Below are 16,227 nucleotides of genomic sequence, written 5' to 3' on the forward strand. Positions count from 1 at the left end.
CCCGGAGGCTGCGGCACGGACAGACCACCCATGCTCGGATCCGCAAACATCGTCGCCGCATGATGCACCCCACCACCCGGCGGCGGAGTCGAACCGGGCGGAACCGGCGGACCCGGAGGACCAGGAGGCTGCGGCGCACCCGGAACCCCCGGCGGACCCGGAGGCTGCGGCACGGACAGACCACCCATGCTCGGATCCGCAAACATCGTCGCCGCATGATGCACCCCACCACCCGGCGGCGGAGTCGAACCAGGCGGAACCGGCGGCCCCGGAGGACCAGGAGGCTGCGGCGCACCCGGAACCCCCGGCGGACCCTGCTGGGAAACAAGCTGCGTCGGCAGATACCCGCCCGCCGGGGCGCCGGGCGCACCCGGTCCCGACGGCGGCGGCACGGGCGGGCCCGGCCGGGCACCCGGGGTGCCGGGGGCGCCGGGCGGCGGCGGAGTCGTCGCACCGCCCCCGCGCGCACCCCTCGGGGACACCGCGGCCTTGCTGGTGGCGGCATCCGCGATGTCACCGGCACTGGGAGCACCGGGGGCGCCCGGTCCCCCCGGGGGGACCGGTGTTCCGGGCGCGGGCGCGCCGCCGCCCCTTCCCCGCTGGTCCAGCCCCGGAACCATCGCCGTCGCGGGCAGCCCGCTGCCCCCGGACATCAGGGCCGTAGGCGCATCGGCCGGTACGACCGGCGGCGGAGTTCCGTCGTCGTCGGAGCCCGACAACGGCGGCGCGAACACCGTGGCCGGCAGGGCCACCGCGCCGTCGTCGGAACCCCCGTTCGTGTCCGTCCCGGCCCAGGGCGTGGAACCGACGGGCACGTGCGGCGGGCCTGCCGGAACGCCGTCGTTGGCAGTCGGCTCGTACGCGACCGGTCCACCCCGCTCACCCACGGGAGCGGCAGGCCCGGCCGGCGCGACGGGAAGCGGAGCGGCCGACGGGGCCGCAGCCCCGTCCCGGTCCGCCCGGCGGTCCGGGATACCCAGCTTGTCCGCCGCCTCCTGGAGCCACTCCGGAGGGCTCAACAGGAACGACGTCTGATTCAGATCGATACGCTGCGGCGGCTCCGGAGCAGCCGACGCCGCATCCTGCGCTCCGTACTCCTCCTCGTACCGCCGGATCACCTCACCCACCGGCAGCCCGGGCCACAAGGTGGCCTCACCACTGTCCCTGGCGATCACCAGCCGCTGCCGGCCCCCGTCCGACACCGGACCCTCGGCACGGTCCTCGCCCCACACGACGAAACCCAGCTCGAACTCCCGCACCCGCACCTCACGGTGCTGGTACGCGGACACATCACCGTTGATCCACTCGTCCGCACGCTCCTGCGCCTGCGCAAACGTCACCATCGCGCTCACCCCTCCACCGGGACGACCCGCGCGAAGCCGCCGTCCACCATCAGGTTCGCCACGGTCTCCAGCTCCGGCGGATTGCCCGCCAGACGCTGCAGGAAGGCGTCGAAGTCGTTGCCGCACGGCAGCAGCAGCCGGCCCACCCGCTCCTGCACGCTCCAGCCGTCCCGGTCCCTGGCGTCGTCGTACGGGCAGAACCACACCGAGCCCACGGCATCGCCCCTCACCTTCACCGCGAGAAGACCGCCCTGGACGAAGCCGACACCCAGATAGTCCTTGGTGAGATGGTCCCGCAGGCACTTGTTGACGTACACCAGATCGTTCACGGCGGCCTCCTCGCGCACCGTGAAGAACGGCTGGTCGACCAGGAGCCCGAGCTCCGCATCGAGCGCCGCCCCCACCGGGGCCGAACCACCCGCCGCCTTCAGGAAGGAACGGTAGGCACCGGGCAGCCGGTAGCCGAGATCCTCCTCGACCCCCAGCACCTGCTGCTCGCTCACCGCCACAGCCCCCTTGGGCAGCCGGAAATGCGCGGGCCGGGTCTCCTGGAGCGGGCGCGTGCCACGCTTGTTCTGGTCGACCGGGGCGACCGCGAGGCCACCGTGGTGCCTCAGCAGCGCCTTCACCTCGACCGGGACCAGCTCCATGCGCCGACCGCCGGGGACGTGGTGCCAGGTCCAGCCGTGCGGGGTGGCGACCGCGGGAATCGTGTCCCACAGCTCATGACCGCTCGCCGCCAGCGCCGCGTTCGCCGAAACGTAGTCGGTGAGCCGCAGCTCATCGATACCGAAACCCTGCGGCGGCTCGGCGATCTCAGCGGCGGCGCGCGCATACGGCGCGAAGTCCGGGCTCCCGTTCCCGTCCATGCGCACGCCTCTCGGGTGGCGGGACGCCCGGACCGGGTCCGGGAAATGCACGAGCTGCCCGGCATAGGCCGCGTTCGGTGGCGCGGCTTGCTGCCCGAGCCGACCTGTCGTCATGGCGGTTGCCCCCTGCTGCGTCTGGCTGGTGAGGACCGACCTGCCCAAGGGGGCGGTCCGGGCACAGCCTATGCGGTGGCGCAAGAGCGGGTCTCGCCCCTGTACCACCCCTCTCCCCATCCGTCACGAAACGTCACAGCGACGTGACGCACAAGCGACCGGCATGCCCCCACCGAGCGACACAAAAGCGTGTTTCCCCGCCCCAGCTTCCACACCAGCCGGGACATTTGGCAGGCTGTCACCGCAACTCGGGGGCGTGCACATCACGCGGCTACCGCCGCGGGCACGGGAGGGAAAGCACCAATGCACAACGCACAGACAGCCACATCCGGGGATCCGCGCCTCAGCTGGAGCAGCACCGCAACCAGCGGCACACCCCGTCTCCAGCACCGCCGCGACGGCATCCTGCCCGCGGTGGCCGCAGCCCTGTCCGTACGCGGAGAAACACTCACCTGCACGGCCGGCAAGGGCGACCGGCCCCCCGTACTCCACCCCCTCGTCCAGGACTTCCTCGACACCCTCACCAGCGGCCAACGCGAACGCTTCACCGGCCGCTGCCCCGAAGCGATACTCCTCTCCCGGCAACTCACCGCAGCCGAAGCCGGCCGCTCCAAACGGGCCCAGCGCAAGCCGCTGACCAACGGCGAGGCCCGCCGCGCCCTGAAGCACGCGCGCCTCACCACACGGCGCATCCGTGAGGACGGCGACCCGATGCACGGCAGCTACGCACCCCCGTGCCGCTCCTGCGCCGCGCTGCTCGCCCACTTCGGCGTACGCCCCGTCGACCTCACGGCCACCGGGGCGACGACCACCGCCGAGAAGGGCTGACCACGCTGTGAAGCACGACCGAACCGACCTGCCCGGACAGGCGGGCCCCCCGGACAGCGACCACCGCACCCCGCCCCGCTTCCCCGCCGCCGTCGACGCCACCCTGCGCACCGCGGGCTGGCAGCCCGGCCGCTGGGACATCCGCCAGGCCGAGGAGTGGGCCGACGCACTGCGCTCGCACGCGTCGCCCGCCGGACATCAGCACGCGGTCTTCCCCGCGGCCGTGGAAGCCTGGGCGGAATTCGGCGGACTGCACATCACCGCGTCCACGCCCGGCCGGCAGATCGCACCGGCCCCCGTACGCATCGACCCGCTGCGCGGGCTGCACCTCGCCCGCACCCTCGGCGACCTCGGCCGGGCCCTGGACACCGAAGTCAGCCCGCTCGGCGAGGAGGGCGACGGACAGGCGGTCCTCGCGATCGACATACAGGGGCGCGTGTACAGCATCGACCACACCGGGGACTGGTACCTCGGCCCGGACATCGACCAGGCCCTGGCGACCCTGATCGGCGGCATCCAGCCGGAACGCCTCACCCCGGAAGGCTGAGCGGCCGGACACCGGGCCCGCCCGGCGGCCCACCCGCCCTCGCCGGACGGGCCGGCCCCCAGCCCGACGACCGGCCCCAAACGCCAAAACCGCCCGACCCGCCCCGTCAGGCCGCGCCCTGGTCCGGCAGCACCGCCGACACGCGCCCGACCCGCCCCGTCAGGCCGCGCCCTCGTCCGGCAGCACCGCCGACACCCGGAAGCCACCCACGTCCGTCGGCCCCGAGACGAACACACCGCCGAGCCCCAGCACCCGCTCCCGCATGCCGACCAGCCCGTTGCCGCCGCTCGGCAGACCGGCATCCGCCGTGGCCGCGTCCGACGGCCCGTTCTCCACCTGCATCGCGACCTCGGAGCCCCGGTGCGCGAGCCGCACCCACGTCCTCGCCCCCGCCGCGTGCTTGTGCACGTTCGTCAGAGCCTCCTGCACCACCCGGTACGCGGTCTGCTCGACCTCGGGCGCGTACGAACGGGCCTCGCCGTCCACCGACAGCTCCACCGTCATACCGGCCGCCCTCGACTCCCCGACCAGGGTCTCCACCTCGTCCAGCCGGGGCCCGTCCTCCGCACCCGCACCCGCACCCGCGTCCGCCACCGCCCGGCCGACCGAGGCGAGCGGCACCTGCGCGGACCCCGGCGGCCGGGACTCCCCGTTCCGCAGCACACCCAGCATCTCGCGGAGCTCCGTCAGCGCCTGCCGGCCCATGTCGCCGACCAGTGCGGCGTTCCGCACGGCCTTCGCCGGATCCTTCGGGGCGACCGCCTGAAGCGCGGCCGCGTGCACCACCATCAGACTGACCCGGTGCGCGACCACGTCGTGCATCTCACGGGCGATCCGGTGCCGCTCCTCCGTACGCGCCCACTCCGCCCGCTCCTCGGCCCGGTCGGCGAGCAGCGACAACTCCCGCTCCAGCGACTGCGCCCGCTCCCGAAGGCTCTCCATCAGCCTCCGCCGGGCCCCTATGTAGAGACCGAACAGCACCGGCGGCGCGGTCAGCCCGAGCGACATGAGAAGGGAGACCAGAGGGACGTACCAGTCGCCCGGCCCGAAGTCGGCCTGCTCGGAAACGCTCTGCCGCAACCGTACGTACGTGACGATGAACGCCCCCACGAAGGACATCCCCGTCAGCACCGCGGTGATCCTCCGCGGCACCTCGGACGCGGCCAGCGTGTAGAGGCCGACCAGGCCCATCAGAAAGCCCATCTCGGCGGGCGTCGTCGCGATCGACACCAGCACCACGGCGATCGGCCAACGCCGCCGCACCACCAGCACAGCCCCCGCGAGCAGCCCGAAAACCACACCGACGGGCACCGGCAGCCCGGTGTCCCCGGCGAACTCCACCCCCTCCAGCGCACACTCCAGCGCCGACAGGAGCGCGAGCCCCACATCCAGGGCGACACCCCGCCGCCGCTCCCACCACCCATAGCCACGGGTGGTCGTACCCGCGGCTTCCCGGTATGCCCCCGTTGCGGTCATGCCGTCCACCCTACGGGTGGACGCACCTCATTTTCGGGCGACCTGGACAGCACACCGTGCGTTCGAACAGCGATGAAACGAGCGACAGTCGCCCGAAATGGCGAATCGGGCACACCCCCGCCCCGGACGTCCGCATTCCGGACGACACTCACCGTATGACGGAAACCACAGGCAGGTACGCCGACTTCGAGGGCCTCCGCAGGCAGGCCGTCGCGCTGCGACGAGAGGGCCTGAGCCGCCGCCGGATCCGCGACCGCCTCCACGTCCACAACAACGACATCCTCAACCGCCTCCTGGAGGGCGAGCCCGCCCCGGAGTGGACGAAGCGCCCGAACGCCAAGGACGACCTGCGGGAGAAGGCGCGAGAGCTGCGGCGCCAGGGCATGACGTACGACCGGATCCAGGTGGAGCTGGGGTGCTCCAAGAGTTCGATCTCGCTGTGGGTGCGGGACCTTCCGAAGCCGGTGCCCGATCACAGTGCTGTCGAGCAGGCTCGACTTGCCGGGCGGATGCGCTGGGACCACGAGCTGGCGACACGGGACGCCGAACGGCAGCGGACGAAGGTCGCCGCCGAGGGCGAGGTGGGAACGATGAGTGACCGGGAACTCTTCTTCGCAGGTGTGGCCCTCTACTGGGCGGAGGGGAGCAAGGACAAGTCGTACAGCCGACGGGAGACAGTCGCCTTCATCAACAGCGACCCGGACGTCGTGCAGGTCTTTCTCGCATGGCTCGACCTGCTGGGCATCGAGCGGGAACGCCTGCGGTACCGAGTGATGATCCATGAGTCCGCCGACGTGACGGCCGCCGAGCTCTACTGGGCCGGCCTTGTCCACGCAGACGTCTCGGCCTTCCAGAAGACGACGCTGAAGAAGCACAACCCCAAGACGGTACGGAAGAACGTGGGCGCCGAGTACAGGGGATGTCTCGTCATCCGGGTGTCCAAAGGCGCCGACTTGTATCGTCGTATTGAGGGGTGGTGGCGCGGAATCACTGGCCAAGCCCAACTCCGGCTCGGGTAAGGTCTGACGCAGTGATCCGCCGTAGTGTAATCGGCAGCACGGCATCCTTTGGAGATGTTCGGTCTAGGTTCGAGTCCTAGCGGCGGAGCCCATGAGTACGGGCCCCGACCCTCGCGGTCGGGGCCCGTACTCATGTCCGCCTCATACGCCTTCGGTATCCTTCAGACGTCCCACCACCCGAAGCCGAAGGGCATTTCCGTGAGCTCCGAACGCCCGGCAGCCGTCGTCGTCCTCGCAGCGGGTGAGGGCACCCGCATGAAGTCGAAGACCCCCAAGGTCCTGCACGAGATCTCCGGGCGCTCGCTCGTCGGACATGTCGTCGCCACCGCCCGCGAACTGGAACCGGAGCACCTCGTCGTGGTCGTCGGCCATGCGAGCGAGCAGGTCACCGCGCATCTCGCCGCCGTCGACGACCGGCTGCGGACCGCCTACCAGGCCCAGCAGAAGGGCACCGGGAACGCGGTGCGCGTCGGGCTCGACGAGCTGGGTGGGACCGTCGAGGGCACCGTGATCGTCGTCTGCGGCGACACCCCGCTGCTCTCCGGCGCGACGCTCACCGCACTGGCCGCCACCCACGCGGCCGACGCCAACGCCGTGACCGTGCTGACCGCCGAGGTCCCGGACGCGACCGGCTACGGGCGGATCGTCCGCGACCCGGCCGACGGCGCGGTCACCGAGATCGTCGAGCACAAGGACGCCACCGACGCCCAGCGTGCGATCCAGGAGATCAACTCCGGGGTCTTCGCCTTCGACGGCCGGCTGCTGACGGACGCGCTCGGCAAGGTCCGAGCCGACAACAGCCAGGGCGAGGAGTACCTCACCGATGTGCTCTCCATCCTGCGCGAGGCCGGACACCGGGTCGGTGCCTCCGTCGCCGACGACCACCGCGAGATCCTCGGCATCAACAACCGGGTCCAGCTGTCCGAGGCCCGCCACCTGCTGAATCAGCGCCTGCTGGAGCGGGCCATGCTCGCCGGTGTGACCGTCGTGGATCCGGCGTCCACGCTGATCGACGCCACCGTCACCTACGAGCGCGACGCGCTCGTGCATCCGGGCACCCAGCTGCTCGGCACCACGCACCTCGCCGAGGACGCCGAGGTCGGCCCCAACACCCGGCTCACGGACACCGTCGTGGGCGCGGGCGCCCGCGTGGACAACACCGTCGCGGACCGGGCCGAGGTCGGCGCGGGGGCGACGGTCGGTCCGTACGCCTATCTGCGTCCCGGCACCAAGCTCGGCCCGAAGGCCAAGGCCGGTACGTACGTGGAGATGAAGAACGCCACGATCGGCGAGGGCACCAAGGTCCCGCACCTGAGCTATGTCGGCGACGCGACGATCGGCGACCACACCAACATCGGTGCCGCCAGCGTGTTCGTGAACTATGACGGCGTCTCCAAGCACCACACGACGATCGGCTCCCACTGCCGTACGGGCTCGGACAATATGTTTGTGGCGCCTGTCACGGTCGGGGACGGTGTCTACACCGCGGCCGGCTCGGTCATCACCAAGGACGTACCGCCCGGTTCACTGGCTGTCGCCCGTGGCCAGCAAAGGAATATTGAAGGTTGGGTGGCGCGCAAGCGGCCGGGAAGTGCCGCCGCCCAGGCGGCCCAGGCCGCCACCTCGGAGCGCGAAGGCGAAAGCTGACCGGAAACAGGTGCGCCGAGCACGGCGTACCGTGATAGATGCTCACCCCATTTCGGCTGGCTCGTCGCCCATCGGGACACATGCGTGCGGCGCCAGGAACACGTCCGAGGAGACTGTGCTGTGACCGGGATCAAGACGACCGGCGAGAAGAAACTGATGCTCTTCTCCGGCCGCGCCCACCCCGAGCTGGCCGAGGAGGTTGCGCACCAACTGGGTGTCGGCCTCGTGCCGACGAGGGCCTTCGATTTCGCCAACGGTGAGATCTACGTCCGCTTCCAGGAGTCCGCTCGTGGCGCCGACTGCTTCCTGATCCAGAGCCACACCGCTCCGATCAACAAGTGGATCATGGAGCAGCTCATCATGCTGGACGCGCTGAAGCGCGCCTCGGCCCGTTCCATCACGGTGATCGTGCCGTTCTACGGCTATGCCCGCCAGGACAAGAAGCACCGCGGCCGTGAGCCGATCTCGGCCCGTCTGGTCGCCGACCTGATGAAGACGGCGGGTGCCGACCGCATCCTCACCGTCGACCTGCACACCGATCAGATCCAGGGCTTCTTCGACGGCCCGGTCGACCACCTCTTCGCGCTGCCGATCCTGGCCGATTACGTCGGTGCCAAGGTCGACCGTTCGAAGCTGACGATCGTCTCCCCGGACGCGGGCCGGGTGCGCGTCGCCGACCGCTGGTGCGACCGTCTGGACGCCCCGCTGGCGATCGTGCACAAGCGTCGTGACAAGGACGTCGCCAACCAGGTGACCGTCCACGAGGTCGTCGGCAACGTCAAGGGCCGGGTCTGTGTACTGGTCGACGACATGATCGACACGGGTGGCACGATCTGTGCCGCCGCTGACGCCCTGTTCGCGCACGGCGCCGAGGACGTCATAGTGACGGCCACGCACGGTGTCCTCTCCGGTCCGGCCGCGGACCGCCTGAAGAACTCCAAGGTCAGCGAGTTCGTGTTCACGGACACGCTGCCGACCCCGGGTGAGCTGGAGCTCGACAAGATCACGGTGCTCTCGATCGCCCCGACGATCGCGCGCGCGGTGCGCGAGGTCTTCGAGGACGGCTCGGTCACCAGCCTCTTCGAGGAGCAGTAGGCAGGACCGCTCGGAAGATCCACTTTGGGCGCGGCCTCCCTTGCCGGGTAGACTCATCGAGTTGCTCGGCGAGGGAGGCCGTACTCGTATGTACGGCGGTCCGTTATCGACGCGCTCTTCGTAGCAGGCCTGTCGTGGGCCGGGTGACCGTCCGATTTTCGTCACCTTACGAGGAGTGCAGTCATGGCTGAGGTCAAGCTCGCCGCCCAGGCCCGTACCGAGTTCGGCAAGGGCGCCGCCCGTCGCACCCGCCGCGCCAACCTGGTTCCCGCGGTCATCTACGGCCACGGTGCCGAGCCGGTTCACATCACCCTGCCGGGCCACGACCTGATGATGGCGCTCAAGACCGCCAACGTCCTGATCAGCCTGGAGGTCAACGGCAAGGACGCCCTGGTCATCCCCAAGGCTGTGCAGCGCAACGCGATCAAGGGCCACGTGGAGCACGTCGACCTGCTGACCGTCAAGCGCGGCGAGAAGGTCAACGTCGAGATCGCCGTGCACGCCGAGGGCGACCTGGCTCCGGGCGGCAACCTGCTGGAGTACGTGCTGAACACCCTGCTCGTCGAGGCCGAGGCCACCCACATCCCGGAGTCCGTCACGGTCTCCGTCGCGGGCCTGGACGCCGGTGCGTCCGTCCTCGCCAAGGACATCCCGCTGCCCAAGGGCGCCGTGCTGGCCGGTGACGAGGACGCCGTCGTCCTGCAGGTCGTCGCCGCTCAGGCCGAGGAGCCGGCCGCCGAGGGCACCGAAGAGGGCGCCGAGGCCTGAGCCTCGCCCGTTCTGCTTCACTGACGGGGCGGCGGTTCCCCAGCCGGGGCCGCCGCCCCGTTCCCCTGCAACCGGGCCGGTCCGTGCAGACGGGCCAGTTCCCGCAACCGGGCCACCCGGAACCTTCCGTACGTGAGGAGACCGAGCGCAGATGTCCGACGTCACCGAGCCCTGGCTGATCGTGGGCCTCGGCAACCCCGGCCCCTCGTACGCGGCGAACCGGCACAACGTCGGTTTCATGGTCGCCGACCTTCTCGCCGAGCGGATCGGCGGGAAGTTCAAGCGCGCGCAGAAGGCCCAGGCGCAGGTCGTCGAGGGCCGCATGGGCCCGCCCGGCCCCGCGAACCGCCGGGTGATCCTGGCCAAGCCGATGTCGTACATGAATCTCTCCGGTGGTCCCGTCACCGCGCTGCGCGACTTCTACAAGGTGCCGACCGACCACATCGTGGCGATCCACGACGAGCTGGACATCGACTACGGGACGCTCCGGCTGAAGTTGGGCGGTGGGGACAACGGGCACAACGGGCTCAAGTCGATGACCAAGGCGATGGGTGCCGAGTACCACCGGATCCGGTTCGGGATCGGCCGGCCGCCGGGTCGGATGCAGGTCGCCGACTTCGTGCTGAAGGACTTCTCGTCCACCGAGCGCAAGGAGCTCGCCTACTTCGTGGACCGGGCCGCCGATTCGGTGGAGTGCCTGCTCGCGGAGGGGCTGGAGCGCGCGCAGAGCACGTACAACTCGTAGCTGGTACGGCTACGGTCCCGGCAGGTCGAGCAGGTTGGGCAGGTCGAGCAGGCAGGTCGGTCCGGGGTTGAGGCGTGGTGTCCGGGGTTGAGACGTGGTGTCCGCGCTGGACGGTGTGCGGTTGAAGCGCGCTGTCCGCGCCCGACGACGGCTACGGCGACAGCGCGCACAACTCTGACATTCCCGCCGGTACCCCGGCGATTTTCGGCCACAAGTTGACCGCGTGCGCTGCTCTGCCCAAGGATCGCTCCCCATGAAGCGGAGCTCCTCACACCGCGCCCTGGTCCACGCCCGCAAGGCCGCCATGGGCTGTGTCGTCCTGCTGCTGCTCGTCGCAGGCGTGCTGTCCTCGTGGGATTCGGCGCACCACATCGTTCTGGCCAAGGGCCGCGAGCACGGCACCATGACGGTGACGGGCTGTGGCGCCGATGTCTGTACCGGCCCGTTCGCACCGTCCGGACAGGCCACCGCGCGCCCGCGGGTGACGGTCGAGAAGTCCGTCGCGGCGCGCCGAGGAGACAGTTTCCCGGTCGTCGTGAAGCCGGGCACGGATGACGTCGTACGCACCGGGACTCCCGGGTTCCTGCATGCCTGGGTGCCGCTGGGCGGTGCGCTGGTGCTGGCCGCCCTGATCATCGGCGGCGGTCTGCGGCTGCCCCGGATCGCCTGGGGCACCGGGATCGCGGGCGCGACCCTGCTGGTGGCGACGTTCTTCGCCCTCTGAGCAGAGCCGCGCCCGTCGAGCGGGACGCATGTCCGGAGCCGAGCCGCGCCGTGCCGTGCCGTGCCGTGCCGAGCCGAGCCGAGCCGTGCCGTGCCGAGCCGAGCCGAGCCGTGCCGTGCCGAGCCGTGCCGTGCCGAGCCGTGCCGTGCCGTGCTGAGCCGAGCCGTGCCGTGCCGTGCCGTGCCCACTGTGCGGGACAGCACCTCCGGAGCGGGGCGGCGCCCGCCGGGGCGGGGCCGCGTCCGTGTCCCGGGTGGTTCAGCCGGTGTTGCGCAGGCCCGCGGCGACACCGTTCACGGTGAGCAGGAGGGCCCTGGCGAGCAGCGGGTCCGCTTCCTCGCCGCGTGCTGCCGCCTCGCGCTGGCGGGCCAGCAGCGAGACCTGGAGGTAGGAGATCGGGTCGAGGTAGGCGTCGCGGATGGCGAAGGTCTGCTGGAGCACCGGGCTGGTGCCGAGCAGTTCGGACTCGCCGGTGACCTTCAGGACTTCCTGGACGGTGAGCGTGTGTTCGGCCTCGATGTCGGCGAAGACGTGCTTCAGCTCGTCCGGGACGAGTGTGTCGACGTAGTGGCGGGCGATCCGCAGATCCGTCTTGGCGAGGGTCATCTCCACGTTCGAGATGAAGTTGCGGAAGAAGTGCCAGTGCTCGTGCATCTCGTTCAGAACGGTGTCCAGACCGGCCTCGCGCAGTGCCTTGAGCCCGGAGCCGACGCCGTACCAGCCGGGCACGATCTGCCGTGACTGGGTCCAGCCGAAGACCCACGGGATGGCTCGCAGGCCGTCCAGGCCGGCGCCGGAGTCCGGGCGCCGTGAGGGGCGGGAGCCGAGGTGCAGTTCGGCGAGCTGGTCGACGGGGGTGGAGGCGAAGAAGTACGACGGCAGGTCCGGGTCCTCGACCAGCCTGCGGTAGGCGGAGTGGGCGGCGTCGGAGACGGTGTCCATCGCCGCGTCCCAGCGGGCCAGGGCCTCGTCGGACTGGCGGGGGGCGGTGTGCAGCGCGGAGGCCTGGAGGGTGGCCGCGACCGTCAGCTCCAGGTTCTCCCGGGCGAGCGCCGGGATGAGGTACTTGTCGGAGATGACCTCGCCCTGCTCGGTCACCTTGATCTCGCCCTCCAGGGTGCCCCACGGCTGGGCGAGGATGGCGTCGTGCGAGGGGCCGCCGCCGCGGCCGACGGTGCCGCCGCGGCCGTGGAAGAGCCGCAGCCGTACGCCGTAGCGGTGTGCGACGTCGCGCAGTCGGCGCTGTGCCCGGTGGATCTCCCACTGCGAGGTGGTGATGCCGCCGAACTTGGAGGAGTCGGAGTACCCGAGCATGACCTCCTGCACGTCGCCGCGCAGGGAGACGAGCCGGCGGTACGAGGGGTCGGCGAGCATTTCGTCGAGGATGACGTCGGCGGCTCGCAGCTCGTCGGTGGTCTCCAGGAGCGGCACGATGCCGATCTTGGCCCAGCCGGCGTGCAGGTCGATCAGTCCGGCCTCGCGGGCCAGGACGGCGGCGGCGAAGACGTCGTCGGCGCCCTGGCACATCGAGATGATGTACGACTCGATGACTTCGGGGCCGAAACGCTCGAAGGCTTCCTTGACGGTGTGGAAGACGCCGAGGGTCTTCTCGCCCGCGGCGTCCAGCGGGGCCGGGGTCGGGGCGAGCGGGCGGCGCGAGCGGAGTTCCTTGGCGAGCAGCTTCTGGCGGTAGTCGCGGGGCATGTCGGCGTAGCGCCAGGATTCCTCGCCGAGCCGGTCGAAGAGCTGGCCGAGGGCGTGGTGGTGGGCGTCCGCGTGTTCGCGTACGTCCATGGTGGCGAGCTGGAGGCCGAACGCGGCGAGTGTGCGGATCGTGCGGTCCATGCGTCCGTCGGCGAACAGGCCGCCGCGGTGCTCGCGCAGTGAGGTCTGGATGAGTGCGAGGTCGGCGAGGAGTTCCGCGGTGCCGAGGTAGTCGCAGCCGGGGCGGTGCGGGGTGCCGGCGGCGAGGCGTTCGCGGGTGTTGACGAGCTTCTGCCGGATGCAGGTGGCCTTGAGGCGGTACGGTTCCTCGGCGTTCAGCCGCTTGTAGCGCGGGCTGATCTCGGGGAGGCGTTCCAGGTCGGCCTGGAGCGAGGTCAGCAGTTCGTCGGTGGCGCCGGTGTAGCGGATGGAGTTGGAGAGCTGGCCGCGCAGGTGGTCGACGAGTTCCAGTGCGTCGGTGATGCCGTGCTCGTGCTGGAGGATCAGCACTTCGCGGGTGACTGCGGGCGTCACGTTGGGGTTGCCGTCGCGGTCGCCGCCGATCCAGGTGCCGAACGTGAGGGGGCGGGTGCCCGGGGGCAGTTCGACGCCGACTCGTTCCAGTTCGGCGGCGAGGTCCTCCAGTACGTCTCCGACGGCGCCGGTGTGCAGTTCGTCGAGGTAGTAGATGGCGTTGCGGGCCTCGTCGGCGGGCTCGGGCCGGACGACGCGCAGTTCGTCGGTCTGCCAGATGAGGTCGATGTTCTCGGCGAGCCGGAGGTCCTGGCGGCGCCGGTCGGCGTCGATGACGGGTGTTTCCAGCAGTTCGGCGATGCGGCGGAGCTTGTTCAGTACGGAGCGCCGGGCGGCCTCGGTGGGGTGCGCGGTGAAGACGGGGCGCACGTTGAGGTTCTTGACGGTCTCGCGCAGGTGGGCGGGGTCGGCGTCCTTCAGGCGGTCGGCGGTGCGGGCGAGGAGGCCGCCTTCGGCGGCGCGCCGGTCCCGCATCTCGTGGGCGCGGTGGACCTGCTCGGTGACGTTGGCGAGGTGGAAGTAGGTGGAGAAGGCGCGCACGAGCTGCGCGGCGGTCTCCAGGTCGGTCTCGCCGAGGAGGGCGGCGGCGGCCTCGCCGTCGGTGCGGGTCAGGGCGCGGACTCGTTCGACGAGGTCGAGGAGTTCCTGGCTCTCCTGGCGTACGAGGGTTTCGCCCAGCAGGTCACCGAGGCGGCGGATGTCGGCGCGAAGCTCGGGGCTGGCGGCGGGGGTCTGGTCGGCACTGCTCACAGTGTGCGGCTCCTTGCAGTGAATGAGGAGGTGCGTCGCTCAGCGACTCCCAACAAGGGTGGTGGTGGGAGACGGGTGGGCGTGTTCTCCGGGGCCGCGGCCGGCTGTGGTGCCGGCAGCACCCCGGGGAAGGCAGAGTGCGGACCGCGCTGTCCGACCCCACCAGGATAGGTGTCCACTCCTTCGGCACCGCTCGCGCCCCGTTCGGGTTTCCCGTTCGTGGGCGGCCCGTCGTGCTCTCGTGCGGTGGGCCTGTGCGCTGCCATACTTACGTAGCCGTAGGTTACGGAACCGTAGCCAGGGCTGTCCGTCGTACTCCTCATCCCCAGGGGACTCCCCATGAATTCCAGTCCCGCCGTGATCGACGACGCCCAGCGATCGGCGGCCGACGGTCAGGTCCTTCCCCCCGCCACGCTCGGCGGGGACAACAAGCGGTCGATCGAGCAGATCGCCCTTCTGCTGTTCATCGTGGTGCCGTTCGTGGCGCTGGTCGCGGCGGTGCCGCTGGCCTGGGGCCGGGGTGTGAGCTGGCTCGATCTGGGTCTGCTCGTGGCGATGTACTTCATCGGCTGCCACGGCATCACGATCGGCTTCCACCGTTACTTCACGCATGGTTCGTTCAAGGCGAAGCGCCCGTTGCGCATCGCGCTGGCCGTCGCGGGTTCGCTGGCCGTGGAGGGCCCCGTGGTGCGCTGGGTGGCCGATCACCGCAAGCATCACCGGTTCTCCGACGCGGAGGGCGATCCGCATTCGCCGTGGCGGTTCGGCGAGACCTTTCCGGCTCTGCTGAAGGGCCTGTGGTGGGCTCACATCGGCTGGATGTTCGATGAGGAGCAGACGCCGCAGCAGAAGTACGCGCCGGACCTGATCAAGGACCCGGCGATCCGCGGGATCTCCCGCCACTTCCTCACGTTCACGGCCGTGTCGCTGCTGCTGCCGCCGCTGGTCGGTGGTCTGGTGACGATGTCGTGGTGGGGTGCGGCGACCGCTTTCTTCTGGGGCTCTCTCGTACGGGTCGCCCTGCTGCACCACGTCACCTGGTCGATCAACTCGATCTGCCACGCGGTCGGCAAGCGCCCGTTCAGGTCCCGTGACCGGTCCGGGAATGTGTGGTGGCTCGCGGTCCTGTCCTGCGGCGAGTCCTGGCACAACCTGCACCACGCGGACCCGACGAGTGCGCGCCACGGCGTGCTGAGGGGCCAGATCGATTCGAGCGCCCGGCTGATCCGCTGGTTCGAGATGCTGGGCTGGGCGTCCGATGTGCGCTGGCCGGACTCGGCCCGGGTCGACTCCCGCCGGATCGGCTCCCGGCGCGACCGCGCGCGTGCCGACGCGGCATGATTGTCGACGTGGCGACCGACTCCAGTACCAGCAGCGAGAACAACCGTCCTTCCTCCGCCCGGCGCACCCGCCGGGTGCGGATGACCGGCAAGGAACGCCGCGAGCAGTTGCTGGACATCGGCCGCACCCTCTTCGCCGACAAGGGCTTCGAGGGCACCTCGGTCGAGGAGATCGCGGCCCGGGCCGGTGTCTCCAAGCCGGTGGTGTACGAGCACTTCGGCGGCAAGGAGGGCCTCTACGCCGTGGTGGTCGACCGCGAGATGCGCCAGCTCCTCGACATGGTCACGGGTGCGCTGACCGCCGGTCATCCCCGTGAGCTGCTGGAGCAGGCCGCGTTCGCGCTGCTCGACTACATCGAGACGTACACGGACGGCTTCCGCATCCTGGTCCGTGATTCGCCCGTCGCCCAGTCGACGGGCACCTTCGCCTCTCTCATCAGCGATATCGCCACCCAGGTGGAGGACATTCTGGGGCTGGAGTTCAAGGCTCGCGGTTTCGACCCGAAGCTGGCTCCGCTGTATGCCCAGGCGCTGGTCGGGATGGTGGCGCTGACCGGGCAGTGGTGGGTCAACGCCCGCAGGCCGAAGAAGGCGGAGGTCGCGGCTCATCTGGTGAACCTGGCGTGGCACGGCCTGGAGAACCTGGAGTCGAAGCCGCGGCTGATAGGGCACCGCAAGAGCTGAACCGGGCGCGGTCACTCGTTGTGATGACGGGACGGGGAAA

Annotated in this window: 13 protein-coding genes, 1 tRNA gene and 1 pseudogene; 11 read left to right on the top strand and 4 right to left on the bottom strand. The window is 70.6% G+C overall.

The features are described 5' to 3' along the window. Positions 1-1,343 (bottom strand): annotated as a pseudogene (locus ACFVUT_RS16950) (hypothetical protein); the annotation flags it as partial. A 5-nt stretch (positions 1,344-1,348) separates the two neighbouring features. Continuing rightward, positions 1,349-2,326, bottom strand: coding sequence for an SMI1/KNR4 family protein (locus ACFVUT_RS16955; protein WP_389648896.1), 978 nt, complete (start codon positions 2,324-2,326; stop codon positions 1,349-1,351). Between the two features lie 303 nt (positions 2,327-2,629). Here ACFVUT_RS16955 and ACFVUT_RS16960 point away from each other — a divergent pair, with 303 nt between their 5' ends. Together ACFVUT_RS16960 and ACFVUT_RS16965 are read left to right on the top strand one after the other, a co-directional pair. After that, positions 2,630-3,154, top strand: coding sequence for a YwqJ-related putative deaminase (locus ACFVUT_RS16960; RefSeq protein WP_389648893.1), 525 nt, complete (start codon positions 2,630-2,632; stop codon positions 3,152-3,154). A gap of 7 nt (positions 3,155-3,161) precedes the next feature. After that, positions 3,162-3,701 carry an SUKH-3 domain-containing protein gene (locus ACFVUT_RS16965; protein ID WP_389648890.1) on the top strand — a complete coding sequence of 180 codons (540 nt, stop codon included), beginning with the start codon at positions 3,162-3,164 and terminating at the stop codon, positions 3,699-3,701. A gap of 159 nt (positions 3,702-3,860) precedes the next feature. Here the strand turns inward: ACFVUT_RS16965 and ACFVUT_RS16970 are convergent, their stop codons facing one another. Next, positions 3,861-5,177 carry a sensor histidine kinase gene (locus ACFVUT_RS16970; RefSeq protein ID WP_389648887.1) on the bottom strand — a complete coding sequence of 439 codons (1,317 nt, stop codon included), beginning with the start codon at positions 5,175-5,177 and terminating at the stop codon, positions 3,861-3,863. A 155-nt stretch (positions 5,178-5,332) separates the two neighbouring features. Between ACFVUT_RS16970 and ACFVUT_RS16975 the strand changes: the two genes are divergently transcribed. From ACFVUT_RS16975 to ACFVUT_RS17005, 7 genes are all read left to right on the top strand, one after another. Further along, the gene (locus ACFVUT_RS16975) at positions 5,333-6,196 is read left to right on the top strand and encodes a hypothetical protein (RefSeq protein ID WP_389648884.1); all 864 of its coding nucleotides are present in this window, start codon (positions 5,333-5,335) and stop codon (positions 6,194-6,196) included. 15 nt (positions 6,197-6,211) lie between these two features. Beyond that, a tRNA-Gln gene (locus ACFVUT_RS16980) sits at positions 6,212-6,284 on the top strand. Between the two features lie 110 nt (positions 6,285-6,394). Then, positions 6,395-7,843 (top strand): bifunctional UDP-N-acetylglucosamine diphosphorylase/glucosamine-1-phosphate N-acetyltransferase GlmU, encoded by a 1,449-nt coding sequence (gene glmU / locus ACFVUT_RS16985; RefSeq protein ID WP_389648881.1) that lies wholly within the window; start codon positions 6,395-6,397, stop codon positions 7,841-7,843. 120 nt (positions 7,844-7,963) lie between these two features. Continuing rightward, positions 7,964-8,938: a ribose-phosphate diphosphokinase gene (locus ACFVUT_RS16990; RefSeq protein ID WP_389648879.1), complete on the top strand. Its 975-nt coding sequence runs from the start codon at positions 7,964-7,966 to the stop codon at positions 8,936-8,938. Positions 8,939-9,121: 183 nt separating this feature from the next. Beyond that, the gene (locus ACFVUT_RS16995; RefSeq protein WP_389648876.1) at positions 9,122-9,706 is read left to right on the top strand and encodes a 50S ribosomal protein L25/general stress protein Ctc; all 585 of its coding nucleotides are present in this window, start codon (positions 9,122-9,124) and stop codon (positions 9,704-9,706) included. Positions 9,707-9,857: 151 nt separating this feature from the next. Then, the gene (gene pth, locus ACFVUT_RS17000; RefSeq protein ID WP_389648873.1) at positions 9,858-10,451 is read left to right on the top strand and encodes an aminoacyl-tRNA hydrolase; all 594 of its coding nucleotides are present in this window, start codon (positions 9,858-9,860) and stop codon (positions 10,449-10,451) included. A gap of 253 nt (positions 10,452-10,704) precedes the next feature. Beyond that, positions 10,705-11,175, top strand: coding sequence for a hypothetical protein (locus ACFVUT_RS17005; RefSeq protein WP_389648870.1), 471 nt, complete (start codon positions 10,705-10,707; stop codon positions 11,173-11,175). 258 nt (positions 11,176-11,433) lie between these two features. Here the strand turns inward: ACFVUT_RS17005 and ppc are convergent, their stop codons facing one another. Next, entirely contained in the window at positions 11,434-14,163 is a 2,730-nt protein-coding gene (gene ppc, locus ACFVUT_RS17010) for a phosphoenolpyruvate carboxylase (protein ID WP_389648867.1), read from the bottom strand. Positions 14,164-14,502: 339 nt separating this feature from the next. Between ppc and ACFVUT_RS17015 the strand changes: the two genes are divergently transcribed. Both ACFVUT_RS17015 and ACFVUT_RS17020 read left to right on the top strand, forming a co-directional pair. Continuing rightward, complete coding sequence (locus ACFVUT_RS17015; RefSeq protein WP_389648864.1) at positions 14,503-15,504, top strand: acyl-CoA desaturase; 1,002 nt, start codon at positions 14,503-14,505, stop codon at positions 15,502-15,504. Then, positions 15,501-16,187 carry a TetR family transcriptional regulator gene (locus tag ACFVUT_RS17020; RefSeq protein ID WP_389648861.1) on the top strand — a complete coding sequence of 229 codons (687 nt, stop codon included), beginning with the start codon at positions 15,501-15,503 and terminating at the stop codon, positions 16,185-16,187. Before ACFVUT_RS17015 ends, ACFVUT_RS17020 begins: the two co-directional genes overlap by 4 nt. Positions 16,188-16,227 lie beyond the last annotated feature (40 nt).

Origin of the sequence: Streptomyces sp. NPDC058051 (genome assembly GCF_042885475.1) — a bacterium.
GTDB lineage: Bacteria > Actinomycetota > Actinomycetes > Streptomycetales > Streptomycetaceae > Streptomyces.

Coding starts and splice junctions, on each gene's coding strand:
- ACFVUT_RS16955 (WP_389648896.1), bottom strand. CDS start 2,326: ATGACGACAGGTCGGCTCGGGCAGCAAGCCGCGCCACCGAACGCGGCC.
- ACFVUT_RS16960 (WP_389648893.1), top strand. CDS start 2,630: ATGCACAACGCACAGACAGCCACATCCGGGGATCCGCGCCTCAGCTGG.
- ACFVUT_RS16970 (WP_389648887.1), bottom strand. CDS start 5,177: ATGACCGCAACGGGGGCATACCGGGAAGCCGCGGGTACGACCACCCGT.
- ACFVUT_RS16975 (WP_389648884.1), top strand. CDS start 5,333: ATGACGGAAACCACAGGCAGGTACGCCGACTTCGAGGGCCTCCGCAGG.
- ACFVUT_RS16995 (WP_389648876.1), top strand. CDS start 9,122: ATGGCTGAGGTCAAGCTCGCCGCCCAGGCCCGTACCGAGTTCGGCAAG.
- pth (WP_389648873.1), top strand. CDS start 9,858: ATGTCCGACGTCACCGAGCCCTGGCTGATCGTGGGCCTCGGCAACCCC.
- ACFVUT_RS17005 (WP_389648870.1), top strand. CDS start 10,705: ATGAAGCGGAGCTCCTCACACCGCGCCCTGGTCCACGCCCGCAAGGCC.
- ACFVUT_RS17015 (WP_389648864.1), top strand. CDS start 14,503: ATGAATTCCAGTCCCGCCGTGATCGACGACGCCCAGCGATCGGCGGCC.
- ACFVUT_RS17020 (WP_389648861.1), top strand. CDS start 15,501: ATGATTGTCGACGTGGCGACCGACTCCAGTACCAGCAGCGAGAACAAC.